Origin of the sequence: Saccharopolyspora gloriosae (genome assembly GCF_022828475.1) — a bacterium.
GTDB classification, from domain to species: Bacteria; Actinomycetota; Actinomycetes; order Mycobacteriales; family Pseudonocardiaceae; genus Saccharopolyspora_C; species Saccharopolyspora_C gloriosae_A.
The window spans coordinates 3,514,622-3,530,874 of sequence record NZ_CP059557.1 but is presented as its reverse complement, the minus strand read 5'-3'; the positions used below and the strand labels follow the sequence as shown (position 1 = coordinate 3,530,874).

Annotated in this window: 13 protein-coding genes; 7 read left to right on the top strand and 6 right to left on the bottom strand. The window is 69.6% G+C overall.

Translation table 11 applies throughout. From position 1 onward, the window contains the following. Positions 1 to 61 precede the first annotated feature (61 nt). Positions 62 to 445 carry a YunG family protein gene (locus H2Q94_RS15140; protein ID WP_243787729.1) on the top strand — a complete coding sequence of 128 codons (384 nt, stop codon included), beginning with the start codon at positions 62 to 64 and terminating at the stop codon, positions 443 to 445. Positions 446 to 485: 40 nt separating this feature from the next. On the opposite strand, the gene H2Q94_RS15135 is transcribed toward H2Q94_RS15140, so the two are convergent. After that, positions 486 to 1,523: an NAD-dependent epimerase/dehydratase family protein gene (locus H2Q94_RS15135; protein WP_243787728.1), complete on the bottom strand. Its 1,038-nt coding sequence runs from the start codon at positions 1,521 to 1,523 to the stop codon at positions 486 to 488. 115 nt (positions 1,524 to 1,638) lie between these two features. Next, positions 1,639 to 2,355, bottom strand: a complete 717-nt coding sequence (locus H2Q94_RS15130) for a 3-keto-5-aminohexanoate cleavage protein (RefSeq protein ID WP_243787727.1) — start codon at positions 2,353 to 2,355, stop codon at positions 1,639 to 1,641. Positions 2,356 to 2,467: 112 nt separating this feature from the next. On the opposite strand from H2Q94_RS15130, the gene H2Q94_RS15125 reads away from it, so the two are divergent. Together H2Q94_RS15125 and H2Q94_RS15120 are read left to right on the top strand one after the other, a co-directional pair. After that, complete coding sequence (locus H2Q94_RS15125; RefSeq protein WP_243787726.1) at positions 2,468 to 2,740, top strand: hypothetical protein; 273 nt, start codon at positions 2,468 to 2,470, stop codon at positions 2,738 to 2,740. A 193-nt stretch (positions 2,741 to 2,933) separates the two neighbouring features. Beyond that, the gene (locus tag H2Q94_RS15120; protein ID WP_243787725.1) at positions 2,934 to 4,166 is read left to right on the top strand and encodes an erythromycin esterase family protein; all 1,233 of its coding nucleotides are present in this window, start codon (positions 2,934 to 2,936) and stop codon (positions 4,164 to 4,166) included. Between the two features lie 123 nt (positions 4,167 to 4,289). Here the strand turns inward: H2Q94_RS15120 and H2Q94_RS15115 are convergent, their stop codons facing one another. The 3 genes from H2Q94_RS15115 to H2Q94_RS15105 are packed head-to-tail and all read right to left on the bottom strand — an operon-like array spanning position 4,290 to position 7,927. Continuing rightward, the gene (locus H2Q94_RS15115) at positions 4,290 to 5,087 is read right to left on the bottom strand and encodes a GAF and ANTAR domain-containing protein (RefSeq protein WP_243787724.1); all 798 of its coding nucleotides are present in this window, start codon (positions 5,085 to 5,087) and stop codon (positions 4,290 to 4,292) included. Positions 5,088 to 5,128: 41 nt separating this feature from the next. Beyond that, positions 5,129 to 5,845, bottom strand: coding sequence for a GAF domain-containing protein (locus tag H2Q94_RS15110; protein ID WP_243787723.1), 717 nt, complete (start codon positions 5,843 to 5,845; stop codon positions 5,129 to 5,131). A gap of 48 nt (positions 5,846 to 5,893) precedes the next feature. Beyond that, positions 5,894 to 7,927, bottom strand: a complete 2,034-nt coding sequence (locus tag H2Q94_RS15105; RefSeq protein ID WP_243787721.1) for a putative bifunctional diguanylate cyclase/phosphodiesterase — start codon at positions 7,925 to 7,927, stop codon at positions 5,894 to 5,896. A gap of 524 nt (positions 7,928 to 8,451) precedes the next feature. On the opposite strand from H2Q94_RS15105, the gene H2Q94_RS15100 reads away from it, so the two are divergent. Beyond that, positions 8,452 to 9,438, top strand: a complete 987-nt coding sequence (locus H2Q94_RS15100) for a malate dehydrogenase (protein WP_243787720.1) — start codon at positions 8,452 to 8,454, stop codon at positions 9,436 to 9,438. Positions 9,439 to 9,593: 155 nt separating this feature from the next. Here the strand turns inward: H2Q94_RS15100 and H2Q94_RS15095 are convergent, their stop codons facing one another. After that, positions 9,594 to 10,580 carry a PQQ-like beta-propeller repeat protein gene (locus tag H2Q94_RS15095; protein ID WP_243787719.1) on the bottom strand — a complete coding sequence of 329 codons (987 nt, stop codon included), beginning with the start codon at positions 10,578 to 10,580 and terminating at the stop codon, positions 9,594 to 9,596. 105 nt (positions 10,581 to 10,685) lie between these two features. On the opposite strand from H2Q94_RS15095, the gene H2Q94_RS15090 reads away from it, so the two are divergent. From H2Q94_RS15090 to H2Q94_RS15080, 3 genes are all read left to right on the top strand, one after another. After that, a complete protein-coding gene (locus H2Q94_RS15090) occupies positions 10,686 to 13,424 on the top strand; it encodes a hypothetical protein (RefSeq protein WP_243787717.1) in 2,739 nt (912 codons plus the stop codon). Positions 13,425 to 13,725: 301 nt separating this feature from the next. Further along, on the top strand, positions 13,726 to 15,006 hold the full coding sequence (locus tag H2Q94_RS15085; protein WP_243787716.1) for a DUF6924 domain-containing protein: 1,281 nt from the start codon (positions 13,726 to 13,728) through the stop codon (positions 15,004 to 15,006). 226 nt (positions 15,007 to 15,232) lie between these two features. Continuing rightward, entirely contained in the window at positions 15,233 to 16,246 is a 1,014-nt protein-coding gene (locus H2Q94_RS15080) for an NAD(P)/FAD-dependent oxidoreductase (RefSeq protein ID WP_243787715.1), read from the top strand. Positions 16,247 to 16,253: the final 7 nt, after the last annotated feature.

The window sequence follows — 16,253 nt, the reverse complement described above, 5'->3', positions numbered from 1 at the left end:
GAAGACACCCACCTCGGGGCATCAGCCCGACATTGTCGGTGCGCGGTGCTAGGACGAGCACATGGTGTGGACCTTGGTCGAAGTGGAACGGGCCGTGCGGGCCGCGTGGGGCGCGGACACCTGCGCGCCGGAGGACCTCCCGCAGTGGTCGACGAGCAATCCCGCTCGCGGGCAGTGCGGGGTGACCGCGTTGGTGCTGCACGACCTGTTCGGCGGGCACCTGATGCGCGGCGAAGTGCGCGTCGACGACGAATGGGTGGACTACCACTGGTGGAACCTGCTCGGCGAGGACGTCGAGGTCGACCTGACCCGGGAGCAGTTCGCCGCCGACGAGATCGTCGGCCCCGGTGTCGTGATCGTGCGCGGCCCGTTGAAGCGGATGCGGGAGCAGTACGAGCTGCTGCACCACCGGGTCCTCGACGCGCTCGCCACCGCGACGGCGTGAGCAGCGCTGTTCTCCCCTGCCCGGATCGTCGTTGCGCCGATCAACCCGGCCCGGACCGGCCCGCCTCGATATCGGCCGCGTCCAGAACGGCGCGTTCCTGTTCCGGGGTGAGCCCGGCCCTGCGAGGACGATCCAGGCCACGAGCGCGCTCATCGGCCAACGCCGTGCGGATCGTGTCGCCCAATGCACGAAGCACCAGCCCGGCGTCACGCGCCGGAACCGGATCGTGGGTGACCAGGCCGTGCATGCTCTCCGGCAGCCACAGCGGCAGCGACGCCGGCCCGCCCCAATGCGCGACACCGGCGCCGGTGAGCACCTCGGGCGCGACGGGCACGAGTTCCAGGTCGGGTGCGCCGACCAGCCGCGCGGTCGGCTCGAACACCTCGCCGAGCTCCACGCCGGGGCCGATCGCGTCGAACGTTCCGGTGAGGTCGTCCTCGGCGGCGGTGACGATCCAGGCGGCGAGGTCGCGGACGTCGATGTGCTGGACGGGCTGGCGCGGACTGTCGGGAACGACGGCCCGGCCGCCGCGGGCGAAACGTCCCGCCCAATACCCGAAGCGATCCATGACATCGCCCGGCCCGCTGATGATGCCCGGCCGCACCAGCAGGCTGTGATCGTCGCCGAGTCGTGCGCGCACGGCGTTCTCGCCGGCGACCTTGAGACCACCGTGAATCTCGATGGTGGTCTCGGCGGCGAACGGATCGTAGCGGCGGGTGGAGGTGACCGGTTCGTGCAGCGGCGCGTGCACGGTCTGCCCCGGTGAGGCCGTGTCCGAGTAGACGTTGATGCTGGAGACGAACGTCCAATGCCGGGTGCGGTCGGCCAGGGCCTCCAACGCCTCCAGCACCCAGCCCAGCGCGCCGGTCGCCACGTCGACGACCGCGTCGAACCGCGCACCGATGAGCGGATCCAGCGCGCCCGGCTCGTCGCGGTCGAGGGCGAGGAAACGGGCACCGTCGGGAGCCGGGCCGGACTCGCCGCGTGCGGCGCACGTGACGTCGTGCCCGCGGGTGAGGGCGTGGCGGGCGATGTGGAGGGACAGGTAGGACGTGCCGCCGAGAACGAGAAGTCGCATGCCCCTCACTGTCACGACCCGTCGTGGCCCGGTGCGCGGCATATCGCTCGTGGTGAACGCACGACACCCGCGAACCCGCAGGTGGAGCCCCGCGTGTTCACCACGAGGTGACCGTTCAGCGCCGCTCGATGAGGGCCACCGCGGCGGTGACGAGGGCGGCGTTGTCCGGGGCGATGTCTCCGTCGGGCAGCTGCAAGGTGTCCTCGAGACCGATGCGGGCGTCGTGGCCCTCGCGGGCGGCGAGGGTGAGCACCGGCCAGGCGCCGGCGGCTTCGCCGTGCAACAGGATCGGCGTGCCGGTGGGGCCGATCTGGTCGAGATGCGCCCGGGCCGTGGTGGCCGCGCCGCGAGCGGTGGGATCGGTGATCTCGGCGAGGATGCGCAAGACCCGGCCCCGCGCCGGTGATTCCCGGAAGTGCGCGGGGCCGTCGGTGCCCGACGACAGGCCCGCCTCCACGGCGACACCTCGATCGAGCAAGGCGGCGGCGAGATCGTCGGCACCGGGTTCGTGCCAGTTCACCGACGCGTGATCGGGCAGCACGGTCCAGCCCCGGATCGCGGCGATGCGGTCGCGCGGATCCGGCGCGGTCCAGGCCCCGGTGGTGACGCCGACGGGCACGCCGGGCGCGGCCGCGCGCACGGCCAGCAACGCCGCCGCCACGCTCTGCGGGTCGACGCTGTCGGTGCCGTCGGGGTATTTCGGGTGCAGGTGCAGTTCGGTGGCCCCGGCCGCGGCGCACTTCGCCGCGGCGGCGGCGAGCTGTTCGGGATGCACCGGCAGATGATGATGCTCGCGCGGGGATCGGGCGCCGTTGAGGCAGGCCTGCAGCATGCGCTCGATTGTGGCGGTTTCCGGTGCCGCCGGGTATTCGATGCGCTGGGTCGTTGCCGTGCTGGTGGCTTGTCGTGATCAGTTCGCGCGGGGTTAGCGTGGTGATGTGGTGATGTTGGAACCGCGGGAGCGGGTTGCGATCGACCGTCAGCTGGCGAGCTGGGACGTGTCGTCGGCGCGGGGACCGTGGACCCGCTGGTTCCTGGAATCGGTGCGCGACCGGCCCGGCGTGCGGGCCGCGGAGCTGGCAGCGCAACTGGACCGCCCGGTGTCGCGCCTGAAATCGCAGGGCTGGTCACTGGCGGAGCTGAACCTGCTGATCCGCTCCGGACAGCGCTACTGGTTGTCCGAACGCGGCACCGCCTACCTGGCGGGCCGCGAATAATGAGTTGCCGACCCCGGCAGCGGATCGCTTCACTACGGGCATGACCAGTCGAGCCGATCCCCGAGGCCGACGCGCTCCCCCTCCCCGATGGTCGAGAGCGTCGGGTTTGCGGCACGCGTTCGCGTGCACCGTTGCTCGTTGTCGGTGATGACCGCCGCGCGAATGGTCGTGCGGCGGCGGAAGGCTGGTGCGGATGAGTTCACCGGGTGATCGTTTCGAACTGGCGTCGCTGGACCCGGACGCCCCACTCGACGACCTCGAACCCTTGCTCGACATCGTCGGAGACGCCCACGTCGTCGCCGTCGGCGAGAGCAACCACGACATCCGCGAATTCGGCCTCGTGCGCCACCGGGTGGTGAGACTGCTGGTGCAACGAGCCGGATTCACCGTGGTCGCCGTGGAATCCGGCTTCCCCGAGGCCCGGGAACTCGACGCGTGGGTGCGGGGCGCACCCGGCGCCGTCGAAGACGTCGCCACCCGCGGCCTCGGATACCGGTTCGGCGAAGCCCGCGAAATGCGGGACCTGCTGAGCCGGCTGCGAGCACGCGGAGACGTCGCGTTCGCGGGACTCGACCTACCCGGATCGGCGGGCAACGCCGACCGGGCGTGGCCGCCGGCCGCCGAGGTCCTGCGCGAGGCGGACTCCGATGCGCTGCCGCTGCTGGAAGACGCGCGTCGGGCGATGGCGCGATACCGCGCAGTGCACAGCGGACTGGCGATGGCCCGCTACGCCGAACTGGAACGCGCCGACCGCGATGCCGCGACCGCCGCGATCAGCGAACTCCTGGCGCGACTCGAAGGCATCGGCCCGGCCCTGCCCCCACCCGCACGAACCCAGCACGCCGTGGCGCTGCACGCGATCCGCGGCGCCTGGCGACTCGACCAGTTCATGCGGGAACTGCTCGCGGTCGCAGCAGGCCACGGACGGCTGGTGTCCCGAGACGCGCACATGGCCGAATCGGTGCGGTGGCTGCTGGAGCACCACGGTCCCGACGCGCGGATCGTGCTGCTCACCCACAACGGGCACCTGCAGCGCACACCCGTGCCGTTCGAAGGAATGCCGCACCCGATGGTGCCCATGGGCATGTATCTCGACGCCGAACTCGGCACGCGATACCGGCCGATCGCGATCACCGGCGGCAGCGGCACCACCGTCGGGCTCACGATGGACCCGGCCGCACCCGGCGGGCTCTCGCTGCACGAAACACCACTGCCCGCCGCCACCGACGACAGCGTTGAGGCGTGGCTGGCGGATGCCGGCGCGGTCGGCGTCGACGTGCGCGGCGCCTCAGGCGGACCGGGAAGGATCCGGCACGCGGACACGTTCGTGGCGACACCCGTGTTCGACGCGTTCGACGCGGTGCTGCAGGTTCCGCGAGTGCGCCCCAGTGATTTCGTGCCCGCCGGAGGCGGCCTCAACGGCTAGCGGCCGGGCTGGAACCCGGTGCCGGAGCTTCGCCGGGAAGACACCGGCGGCGACCGATCTCCGATGGCCGCAACGGACGGTGATTCCAGCTACGGCGAGCACGTCCCGCCCGAAAAGGCCTGATCACTCCGGGTGGGCGTCGTACTGGACGGCTGGTTGTGCGGCTTCGGCGTGCTGCCGCGACGGCGCCGAGGAAGCGACGAGCACGGCGGTGGCGTGGACGTCGCCGACGGCGACGTCGTGGGCGAGCTCGGACAGTCGCCTGCCGTGCTGCCGCGCGTGCCTGCGCAGCAGGGAATGCGCCTCGGGCAGGCTGATGTCGCCGTGTTCGGCGAGCACACCGCGGGCCTGCGCGACGGTCACGTTGTTGTTGAGAGTGGCTTGGAGTTGTTCGGACAGGATCTCGGTCCGGTCCACGGCGCGCTGCTGCAAGATGCTGATGGTGGCGACGTCGGCAAGAGCTTGCCCGAGCTGCGTGCTGGTGTCGTCGACACCTTCGGCCTCGGCGTTGAGCAGGGTCAGGGCGCCGATCACGTGGTCGCGCAGCCGCATGGGCACAGCTGTGGCCGCCCGATAGCCGTGCTGTTCGGCGGCGGAAGCGAACCGGGGCCACCTGTCCCTCTCCGCGCTCAAATCGGAACTGGTCACCACGGCGCCGGTGCGCAGGCAGTCCCGGCACGGCCCGTCATCGGTCTGGACGGCGACGAGCTCCAGCACCCGCGCCCGCTCGGAAGAGGCGGCCGTGGTGGCCAGCCCGCCGCGCTGGTCCGAGAGCACGACCCCGGCCGCCGAGACGCTGAGCAGATCAGCGGCCCGCTCGGCGAGCGTGCCGAGAAAATCGAGGATGTCGAAGTCGTCGACCAAAGTGTCGGCCAGCGCGACGAAAGCCTCGGCCAAGCGTTGTTCATGCTCCGCATTCATCACGGGATCCTTCTTTCCGCGTCATTCGCGAAGGGACGGCCTCATTCGGTCGTGCCCGCACCGAAGCGCAACGTCCGATCGGTGACCTGCTTGGCCACGTCGGTGACCAGCAGCTCGTGGGTGTAGGCGTGCGCGCGCAGGCGCAGCAGAGCGACGTCCATCGTCACGGCGAGCTGCGCGGCGGCCATGCCGGTCGCTTCGTGGACGGCGGTGTGGGTGTCGGTCAGCCACACCGCGTCCTCGGTGCCGCGCCCGCCGATCTGCTCCAACAGCGCTTGGGTGGCGGCTTCGGCCAGCAGCAGCGCGTCGGTGAGCTCTTGTTCACCGAGAGGCCCCGTCGCGCTCCGGTACACGTTGAACGAACCCAACCGGACGGCACCGACCAACAACGGGAACGAGAACACCGCCGCCGCACCGAGCTCGCGGGCGGCCGGGGTGAACCCGGGCCAGCGCGCCCCGTCGGCGGCCAGGTCCGCGACCAGGACGGGGGCGTTGGAGGCGAACGCGTCGAGGCAGGGACCTTCGCCGACGGTGAGTTGAAGGCTGTCGAGCTGGTGGCTGATCGTGTTCGTGGCCTCCACCAAACCGCGCTGCGGCAGCGTTTCGTCGGCCAACTGCGACAGCGCGGTGATGCCGGCTCCGGACACCGCCAGCGCGGACACCGCACGCTCGCAGATCAGCTCCAGCATCGAGCTGGACCGATCACCGTCGCCCAGCGCGAGCAGCGCTTGCAGCCGGGCGCTCCCATCTCGGGTCATCACTTCACACTCCCCTCCTTCCACGGTACGTCCATGGCGAGCGTCGGGTCATGCGCTGGGCGGGGGCACGTACAACGGCGTGTGCCGCAGGAGGGTGGCGAACTCGGGTTCGGGCAGCGCGTGGGCGAACAGCCAGCCTTGGTAGGCGTCGGCTCCGAGGTCGCGCAGCACGTGGAACTGCCCGGCGGTCTCCACGCCTTCGGCGATGCAGCGGCGGCCCAGCGCGTGGGCCATGTCGACGATGGCGTGAGTCATCGCCCGATCCGCGGCGTCGTGTTCGATTCCGGCGACGAATTGCCGATCGACTTTGATCAGCTCCGCGGGCAGGTGCTTGAGGCGCGCCAGCGACGAGTGGCCGGTGCCGAAGTCGTCGATGGCGAAACGCGCTCCGCGCCGGGCCAAGCGCAGCATTCCTCGGCGGGTGTGAGTGCGCGGATCGGCCAGTTCGGTCTCGACCAGTTCGAGGACGATGCGGTGCCAGTCGATGCCGGATTCGGCCACGGCCTCGGCGATGACATCGCCGAACGCGGGATCGCCGGGTACGAGGCCGGTGAGGTTGACCGCGATGTGCACCGCGCCGTGCGAACACGGCCAGCGGGCGGCATCGCGCAGCGCTGTGCGCAGCACCCACTCGTCCAGTTCACGCAGCAGCCCGCCCCGTTCGGCGACCGGCAGGAACGTGCCCGGACTGAGCAGGCCCCGTTCAGGGTGCGGCCACCGGACCAACGCTTCCGCACCGATGATCGAGCCGTCGGTGGCGACCACCGGCTGGTAGTGCAGCCGCAGCCCGTCGCGGCGCACCGCGTCCCGCAACTGGCCTTCGACGCGAACCTGCTGGTCCGCCGAAGCCATCAGCGCGGGCTCGGCCCGGCGGACCTGGTCGATGCCGTGCTGGGTCGCCTGGCTCATCGCGGCGGTGGCGAATCGCAGCAAACCCTCGAGGTCGTCGCTGGGCTCGTCGTGGATCGCGGCACCGATCGAAGCCGACACCTGCAAGAGGTGATCGCGCACCGGCACCGGGGTGCGCACGAGCCCGGAGACGCGGCCGGTCAACGCTTCCAGCCCGCCCGCCGCGGCCAGATCCGAGCAGATGATCAGGAACTCATCCTCACCGGCGATGCGCGCGACCGTGCACTCCTCGCCGAGTCCGTCGATCAGCCGCCGGGCCAGCAACACCAGCAGCTCGTCTCCGGCGTCGTGGCCCAACGAGGTGATGACGCGTTTGAAGTTGTCGATGCGGCAGGCGAGCACGGCGAGGCTGTCGGCGTCGGATCGGCCGGGCAGGGCGCTGAGCAGTTCCTGCACGGCGGCGCGGTTGGGCAATCCGGTCACCACGTCGTGGGTGGCCCGGTATCGCAGCGACGGGTCGGAAGCCCGTTGTTCGGTGATGTCCTGCGTGGTGCCGATCAGGATCACGTTGCCGTCGGGGTCCCTGGTCGCCGAGCCGTGCAACCGGAAGACCCGCACCGCCCCGTCGGGCCGCAGGTACCGGTGTTCGACCTCGACCGGGTGCTGGTGGGAGACGAAGGGATACCAGGTGTCGCGCACCCACGCTCGATCGTCGGGGTGCACCGCGTCCAGGTAGTCCTCGAACGACATGCGCATGTCGGCGGCTTGACCGGTGAGTTCGCGCAACGTCGCCGACAAGCGCAGCACGTCGGTGCGCGGATCCCACTGCCACGTGCCGATGCGGGCCATGCGCTGCACGTCGTGCAGCGACGGGTCCCCCTGCTCCGCGGCGCGCTCCGCCTCGGTCAGCCAGACCTGCTTGTCGGAGGACAACCGGCCCAGTGCGGTGGCGAGGTCGGAAACGTCCAGCAGAACGGTCACCAACAGCCGGCCGTCATCGTGGTGCGGCCACACCGCGGTGCGGACCAGGCTGACGCTCGGACCACGGGAACGCAGCCGCCACGCCGCGCCGTCAGGCACCAGCAGCTCGGTCAGCCGCCGCCCGACCAGTTCCTCGGGGAGGGTTTCTCCGGCGAGTTCCGCGGCCTGGTCGCTGGCCCGCACCACGATGCCGTCCGGGCCACTGACCAGCGCGGCTACGTCGGGCAGCCACAATTCGTTCGCGACCTTCACCAAAGTCGCTCGACGCTCAGCGGCGGACTCGCACACCGGCCACCTCACTTCCCCCACTCACCGCGCACATCCCGGGTCACCAGCCGACCCCGTCAATGCTGCCAGCTCACACCGAGCTCCACCCGCGTCAGAAATACCTCTCGAACGGGCAGAACAAGAAGACCGTGCGGAGGGGAACACCGACCGGTTCAGCCACCCGACGTCGGCAGCGACCGCGTCGAGGCGACAACCGCTCCGCCGTGCTCGGTGCACGCCGGTCCCGACCGCGCCAGGAACCTTCCCCGCGACCTCCGGGACACAGTCGACACCAGCGCAGCCCGCCCCTCGGGTCGAAAGGTCGTGCACCTCACCGGCGCACCGAGTGAACTTCTTCGACCGGTGCCGGTGAGTACAGGAGGCAGTGACCCTGCTGAATCGGTTCGGGGTGGCGCGGGTTGTGATCCGTTGCGGGTGCGCGTGCGGGCGTCACCGTGCGGGATAGCATCGCGGTCGGTAACCGTCCGGCGAGCAGGAAAGACACTCCTATGACCAAAGCGCCCGTCACCGTCACCGTCACCGGTGCCGCTGGCCAGATCGGCTACGCGCTGCTGTTCCGGATCGCTTCCGGGCAGCTCATCGGGGCGGACACCCCGATCAAGCTCCGCTTGCTGGAGATCCCGCAGGCCGTCAAGGCCGCGCAGGGCACCGCGATGGAGCTCGACGACTGCGCGTTCCCGCTGTTGAGCAGTGTCGACGTGTTCGACGACGCGCGTGCCGCGTTCGAGGGCACCAACGTCGCGCTGCTGGTGGGCGCACGCCCGCGCACCAAGGGCATGGAGCGCGGTGACCTGCTGGAGGCCAACGGCGGTATCTTCAAGCCGCAGGGCGAAGCGATCAACGCCGGTGCCGCCGACGACGTGAAGGTGCTGGTCGTCGGCAACCCGGCGAACACCAACGCGCTGATCGCCCAGTCCCACGCCCCCGACGTGCCCGCGGAGCGGTTCACCGCGATGACGCGCCTGGACCACAACCGGGCGCTCACGCAGCTGGCGCAGAAGCTGGGCACCACGGTCAACGAGATCAAGAAGCTCACGATCTGGGGCAACCACTCCGCCACCCAGTACCCGGACCTGTTCCACGCCGAGGTCGACGGCAAGATCGCCGCCGAGCAGGTGGAGCGCTCCTGGCTGGCCGACGAGTTCATCCCCACCGTCGCCAAGCGCGGCGCGGCGATCATCGAGGCCCGCGGCGCGTCCTCGGCGGCGTCGGCGGCGAACGCGGCGATCGACCACGTCCACACTTGGGTCAACGGCACCCCCGACGGTGACTGGACCTCCGCCGGTGTCGTCTCCGACGGCTCCTACGGTGTGCCGGAGGGCATCATCTCGTCGTTCCCGGTCACCGCGAAGGACGGGAAGTTCAACATCGTGCAGGGCCTGGACATCGACGAGTTCTCCCGCCAGCGCATCGACGCTTCGGTCGGCGAGCTCGTCGAGGAGCGCGACGCGGTCCGCGGACTCGGCCTGATCTGAGCATCCCCGTTCGCCGGTCCGCACCGACCGCGGTGCGCCCCGGCGAACGGGCCGGGATCACCCCGGTGATCCCGAACCTTCACGGCCTGGTGGTCGCCGTGCTGCGGAGAACCTTCCGCGACACGACGACCACCAGGCCTTTTTCGTGCGCGCCTTCAGAACTTCGGCAGGCTCGCGGTGCTCGCGGTGTGCAGGTTCTGGATGACGTTGCGGGTGCACGGGTCGAAATCGCCTTCGCTGCACCCGGTCTGCGCATAGGTGTCGGCACCGGACTCGAACAGCAGGTACGTGGTGCCGTCGTGGTCGGTGATGCCTTCGGCCATGCTCGGCGCGCGGAAGCACTTCGTGGACGCCTTGTCGATGTCGGTGGCGCCTTTGTCGACGACGTAGATGTTGCTGCGGTTCTGGCGGCCGTAGGAAGTGCTGTAGAAGAAGTGCCCGTCGGCGACCGACAGCCCCTGCGTTTTGGTGGGCACCTCGTACTTCGTGCCGGTCGTCAGCGTCCCGTCGGCGGCCACCGCGTAGGCGTACATGCTGTCGCGGCCGGAGTCGTTGAACTTCCCGGAGTACAAGGTGTTGCCGTCGGAGGTGAGAAACGACGAGCCGTAGACCTTGCGGGCTTCGCCGGTCTGCGCGAGCACCTCACCGTTGTCGGCCTTGAGGGCTTTCGCCACGTCGGTCGCCTTGTACTTGCGGATGGTGTGGCCGCCGTCGCCGGCCTGGCGTCCGGACACGAACACCCAGCCGCGAGCCACCGCGATCCCGCCCACGTGCGACTCGGCGATGGCCACCGTTCCGACGCGCTCACCGGTGGCGGGATCAACACCGTAAATGCGGGCGTGCTTCCCGTCCGGTCCGTACTCGGTGATCAGCAGCAGATCCTTGCCGCCGTCCCAGTCGTTCCAGGTCGTCAACCCCTGCGGCACGTACGAACCGAGCCCCGGAATGCCGGGGCCTTGACCGAACTTCCCGTTGTAAACCTTCCCCGCGGAATCCCCGTTGTAGAACCCGGAATCACCACCTGCGTGGCTGTCGCAGGTGATCGCGGCGGGCGCGGCCGCCGCCGGGATGGCTACGGTGCCGCTGAACGCGAGGGCGGTGCCGACGGCGGCGGACAGGGTGCTGCGGACTGCGGACCTCATGACGTCTCCCCTTGACGAATGTCCTGCTCGATACCCCGGTTCCGACGCACCGCCGGCGCCACCGGTTCCGATCACGATCTCGGGAACAGCGGTCAACGCTGAGCCGTGATCGTGTCCGCCGACCACACGTCAACGGCACCCCTTGCCGGCCTGGCGAGAGCCACGCACGCACGGCCCACGCACGTTGCCCCCCACTCTGCCCCAGGTACCTGCCCCAACCGCCCGCGCCTCAGATATCCAGAGGGGAGTCGTTCGCCTGCGAAAGGGAGAGGTCGCATGCACGCCGAACACCAGGCAGGGGCGGCGCGGGAAGGGAAGACCAGGGCACCGGCCCGCCGACCCCAGACCACAACCCGGACGCCGCTAGCAGGCCTCGTCGCGTTACAGCGAAGCGCAGGCAACGCGGCAGTCGTCCAGATGCTCCGCCAGGCCGGGCACCCAGGAGCCCGGGAGGAGCACCGGCATGGCCCCGACTGCGACCTCCACCAAACCGAATACCCCCTACAGCGCTCCACCGTCCACGACGTTCTACGCACTCCGGGCCGGATCTCCGCCTCGTCCGGCCGGTTCGAACGCGCAGCGGAAGCCGCTGCCCCGCAGGCACCGCGCGAACAGCAGCCGTCGAGGCCCAAGGCGAACACGTTCGCCACCACCCGGCCGTTCTCCGTGCAGCGGGCGAACGACGACACCGCGACGCCGATCGAGAATCAAGCGCAGACGCCCGGCCAGGCCCGGTCGAGCCCGGACAACGCCGCGGGCCTGCCGACCTTCGCTCCCGGGGCCTTCGAGTTTCTCGGTGAGCTCGAAGGCGGATCAAGCCGTCCGTGGCATGTGCGGGTCGGCGCGACTGACAAGGTGTTCAAATTCAGCCAGCGACGGGGCCGGACCCCGTTGACGCCCGACGGGGTTCCGGGACCGATCACGGTGCCGAAACCCGGAAACGCCGCCGAGAGCTCGGCCGAAGGAGCCACGCAGGCCAAGAAGAGCAACTCCCTGCCGGCCGAGGAGATCATGCTGGCCGAGATGCTGACCGGCAAGATCTACCAGGCGGCCGGGGCGAAGGTACTCCCGGCCAGGTTCGCCTGGGTGGCGACCGGCAACAAGACGGCGGCGGAGTGGACCCTGGCCCAAGTCACCGACTTCCGGACGGTGGATCCCGACGGGCTGAACGCGGCACAGATCGCCCCCACGACGGACTTCCTGTCGTTCGTCGGCCTGGACGTCGTGCTGGCCATCTTCGACCTGCGCAAGCCGCCGAACTGGATGAAGATCGGCGCCGACCTGTACCGCCAAGACCTGGGCGGAGCCATGGACGTCAGCGCCCAGGGCGCCCCCAAGGCGCCGGGTGACTTCGTGGAATCCACGGATGTCTTCAAGACGATCGAGAGCATGTCCACCGGGCCGCACAGCAAGGGCTCGCCCTACGCCGGCGTACCACTGGAAAGGTTCGCCGAGTCCCTCATCGACCTGGACAAACGGCTGCCCCCGGCGACGATCAAGCAGCTGGTGGACGCGAGCGGCCTGCCCGAGACCAAGCGTCCGAAACTCATCGCCGCCCTCAACAACCGGATCAGCTCGGGCGTCGCATGGGCGCGCACATACGTGGAGCCGGTGGCCATGTCCGGCCGGCAAGTGAGCAAAGGCCTCGACCCGGACACCGAACCGGACACCGAGCCCGACTGGGCGAACGCTCTCACCCCTGATGCGCTGGACTGGTTCCGGGACATCCACGAACTCGGCGGCCAACAGCGCACCCGGCTCAAGACCGTGGTCACCGGCTGGCGGGACGAGTTGATCGAAGCCGCCGGCGATTCCTACCTGGTCGCGACGTTGCGCCAGCTGATCGATCTGATCGACGCCGACAGGAAGCCGAGCGGACTGGACCGGGAACTGGACGACACCGTGCAGCAGCTGTACGACAAGATCAAGCTCTGGCCGTTGGAGGCCACCCCCGAGCCGCTGCGGAACCTCGCCCAAGAACTGTCCGATTACGCTTACCTCATCAACACCGAAAAACTGGCCCTGAACAACAGGCTGACCAACTTCGAGCGGTCGGAGCAGCGTTCCGACGACCCGTCCGCCGCGCCCACGTTAGTCGGCCCGGAAGAGCTGCTGAACACGAATCAGTACCGCGCCGGCATGGCCGAGAAGCTGCACGACGATCTCCAGCGCCTGCAGGGCAAACGTCTCATCCGCCGGGTGAGCAAGGCCGAGGCGGGCAAATACCGGATCGCGGCGCAGGCACAGAACGTCGACGAAGCGGTCGAGGCGCTGTTCGACACCAAAGGCCACGTACGCGGCGAGATCGTCTTCTCCGTGGGGGACGTGTACATCCTCTCCCGGGAGAGGAACTGGGCCGCAGAGGTCAAGGCCGAGGCCGAGAAGAGATCCGAAGGTAAAGACCCGCAGAAGAACGTGCCCTACATGGGTGCCGGGTACGAGTGCGTGGTCGAAATCCCGATCACTCCCGAGCTGCTCGGTTTCCTGAACGACTACGCGTACATCAGCGCCCCCGCGAGCGCCAAGCCGAACGCGTTCAAGCCCAACCCCAACGTCAAGTACGAGGGCGCGGCCGGCGGCACCGGAGATGGCACGGGCATCCCCAACGTCGTAGTGAAAAAGCAGGGATTCGGCCAGTTCCTGGCCGCCACCCGGGCGATCACGATCACCGACGCCACCGAGAGCGCGACGATGAAGAGGCTGTGGGAGAAAGAAGTGCAGAAAGAAGTGGAGATCCTCGAAAAGAACGCCCGACTGAAGAAGAACGCGAACAAGACCGCCGCCGAAGGCAAGAGCGACTACGAACTCGACGGCGATGACTTCTTCGCCGGCCTCTATGAGTGACGGTGCTCGGCCCGACGACCTCCGGCCGGGACTCGCGGAGCCTCAGCCGGCCCCGATCTCGGCACGGTCGATGCTGAACCGGGCCGGTCGAGACGGGGTTCCTGGGCGCGGATGGTGCGGAAGGACCACCATCCAGACCGCCCGGCGATCAGTCGATCATGCCTTCTGCCGAGTTCGTCCGCGATGCGGCTTGCGCCGTTTCGGATCGTCGCAGCGACGCGAAGGGCGATGAACACCTGGGCTCGATGCGGAAACCGCTTGCACATCCGAGCCGGTCATAGCCGTGTGCTAGACGATGAACATGACAACAGGAAACTCCTACGCGCTCGTGCTGCGCCCCGGTGAGCAGCTGAGCCGCCGAGCCGTGGGCTGCCCGACCGGTGAGTACAGCGTGGTGCACCAGCACGACGGCAACGTCGTCGTGTACCGCAACGCCGACTCGTTCCCGGTCTGGGCCACCGGGACCAACTTCCAGAGCTCCGTAGGCTGGCACACGCCGGCCAGGTTCGACACCGCCGCCTACGGCAAGCCGGGCCGCCTGACGCTGGAGGAAGACGGCGACCTGGTCGTGTACTCCCCCGACGGGGCACGGCGCTGGTCGAGCGACACGGCGGGCGAACCGGTCGCGAGCCTGATGATCCACGACTGGGGCAAGCTCGTGCTGAAAGACCACGAGGGTTACGTCGTGTGGCAGACCGAGCGTGCGCCGAAACGCTGGGACGGCTGGAACAACGTGGCGGACGGCCGCAGGCTGCGGCGGGGGCAGTGCCTGCGCAACGCCTCGCTGGTGTCGGACAACGGCGAATACGCGTTCGTCGTCGGCGGAGGCGACGCCGACTACCTCTGCCGCACCGATGGGCCGATTCTGTGGGTGGTGTTCCACCAAACCGGCGACGGCTACGAACTCACCACGGAAGGCAAGCTGCTCAGCCGCCGCCCGGACGGCCTCCCGCACCATCCCTACAGCTTGATGGGCGGAGATTCGCCGAGCCCGGACGCTCTCCTCGTCTCCGAGATGCTGGTGACCGACGACGGGCGACTCGTCCTGGTCGACGAGGACGGCGCGATCATGTGGACCATGCGGCCTGAACAGGAATCGGAGGCGGAAACCCCGGAACCGGCGCGGCGGGAGATTCCGGCGGCTCCTGCGGGGATTCCGCCGCTCCCGGTCACCGAATCCGTTCCGGTGGTGCGAACGGACTTCTCCGATGACGCCGCCTGGGTTGCGGCGGCCGCGCGGGCGACGGCGACGTACTGGGACGGCGACCTCTCCGCGTCCGCGAACGTGACCTCGGTCAACGATGCCCGTTACGCCGGGCTGACACCGGAACAACTGGTGGCATTGGTACCCGAGGACGCCGACTGGGCCGTGCTCATCGTGGCGGACGAGCTGACCATGACCTCGCCCGAACACCACCTGTGCGTGGTCAATCTCGACGAGGACGGCCTAGGTGAGACTCAGCGCGCCACCGCACCTGCCATGGTGGAGATGGAGGTCAACCTGTCGCTGGCCAACATGGACTGGGAAGACTTCTCCGACGGCTCCGAGGACCACGTCATCGAGGCGATGAACCTCCACTAGTCCCGTCGTGCGGCCGTCGGGAGCAGCAGCAGCGCCGACCACGTTCAGCACCTCGCCGGTCCACAAAGCGACCACATGGGACACGCTCCAAGCGCTGAGCACTGTTCCCGGGCCGGGCACACCCCGCCACGGCAGGCCGACCGAACCTGCTCTTTGCCGTTCCGGCAAGAAACTTTGTCATGTTCGCGCCGGATGTGGAGTATTCGCCTCAGAGGAGGAACTCCACATGAGCGAACGAACGACCGGCCACTACGAAGTCGCCGTCATCGGAGGCGGAGCAGCAGGTACGAGCGCCGCGCTGAGCCTGGCCAGAGCGCGGCGCACCGTCCTGGTCGCCGACGCCGGACACCCCCGCAACGCACCCGCCGCCCACGTGCACAACTACCTCGGGCGGGAAGGAACCCCACCCGGCGAACTCGTCGCGACCGGACGAACCGAGGCGACCGGCTACGGCGCCGAGTTCACCCCGCACGCGGTCACCGCCGCCCGCCACCTCGACGGCGGAGGTTTCCGGCTCACCCTCGACGACGACACCACGATCACCGCGACACGGCTGCTCGCCGCCACCGGCCTCGTCGACGAACTGCCCGACGTTCCCGGCCTCGCGCCGCGGTGGGGCCGGGACGTGCTGCACTGCCCGTACTGCCACGGCTGGGAAGTCCGCGACCAGGCCATCGGCGTGCTCGCCACCGGACCGATGGCGCCGCACCAGGCACTGCTGTGGCGGCAGTGGAGTCCACGAGTGACGTTGCTGCAGCACACCACGCCCGCCCCGACCCCCGAAGACCGCGCCCGCCTCGCCGCCCGCGGCATCACCGTGGAACCCGGCGAAGTCACCGGCCTCGTCATCGACGACGACCGGCTCACCGGCGTCACCGTCAACGGCACGACGGTGGCCTGCGACGCGCTGGTCGCCGCACCCGTGTTCACCGCCCGCACCGGCGCGCTGACCGAGCTCGGCCTGACCGCCGAACCCGTGCAGCGAGCCGGAACCGTCATCGGCGCGCAACTTCCCGTCGACCACACCGGCGCCACCCGCGTTCCCGGAGTGTGGGCCGCGGGCAACATCACCGACGTCACCGACAACGTCATCGGCTCCGCCGCCGCCGGAGCACGCGCCGCCGCGGCCATCAACGCCGACCTCGTCGAACACGACACGCGCCGCGCCCTCGAGCGCCGCACCGCCGGGCAGGAACCCGACCTCGGCGAACGAGCCCTCGCCGACCGCCACGGCCGCTGACACCCCC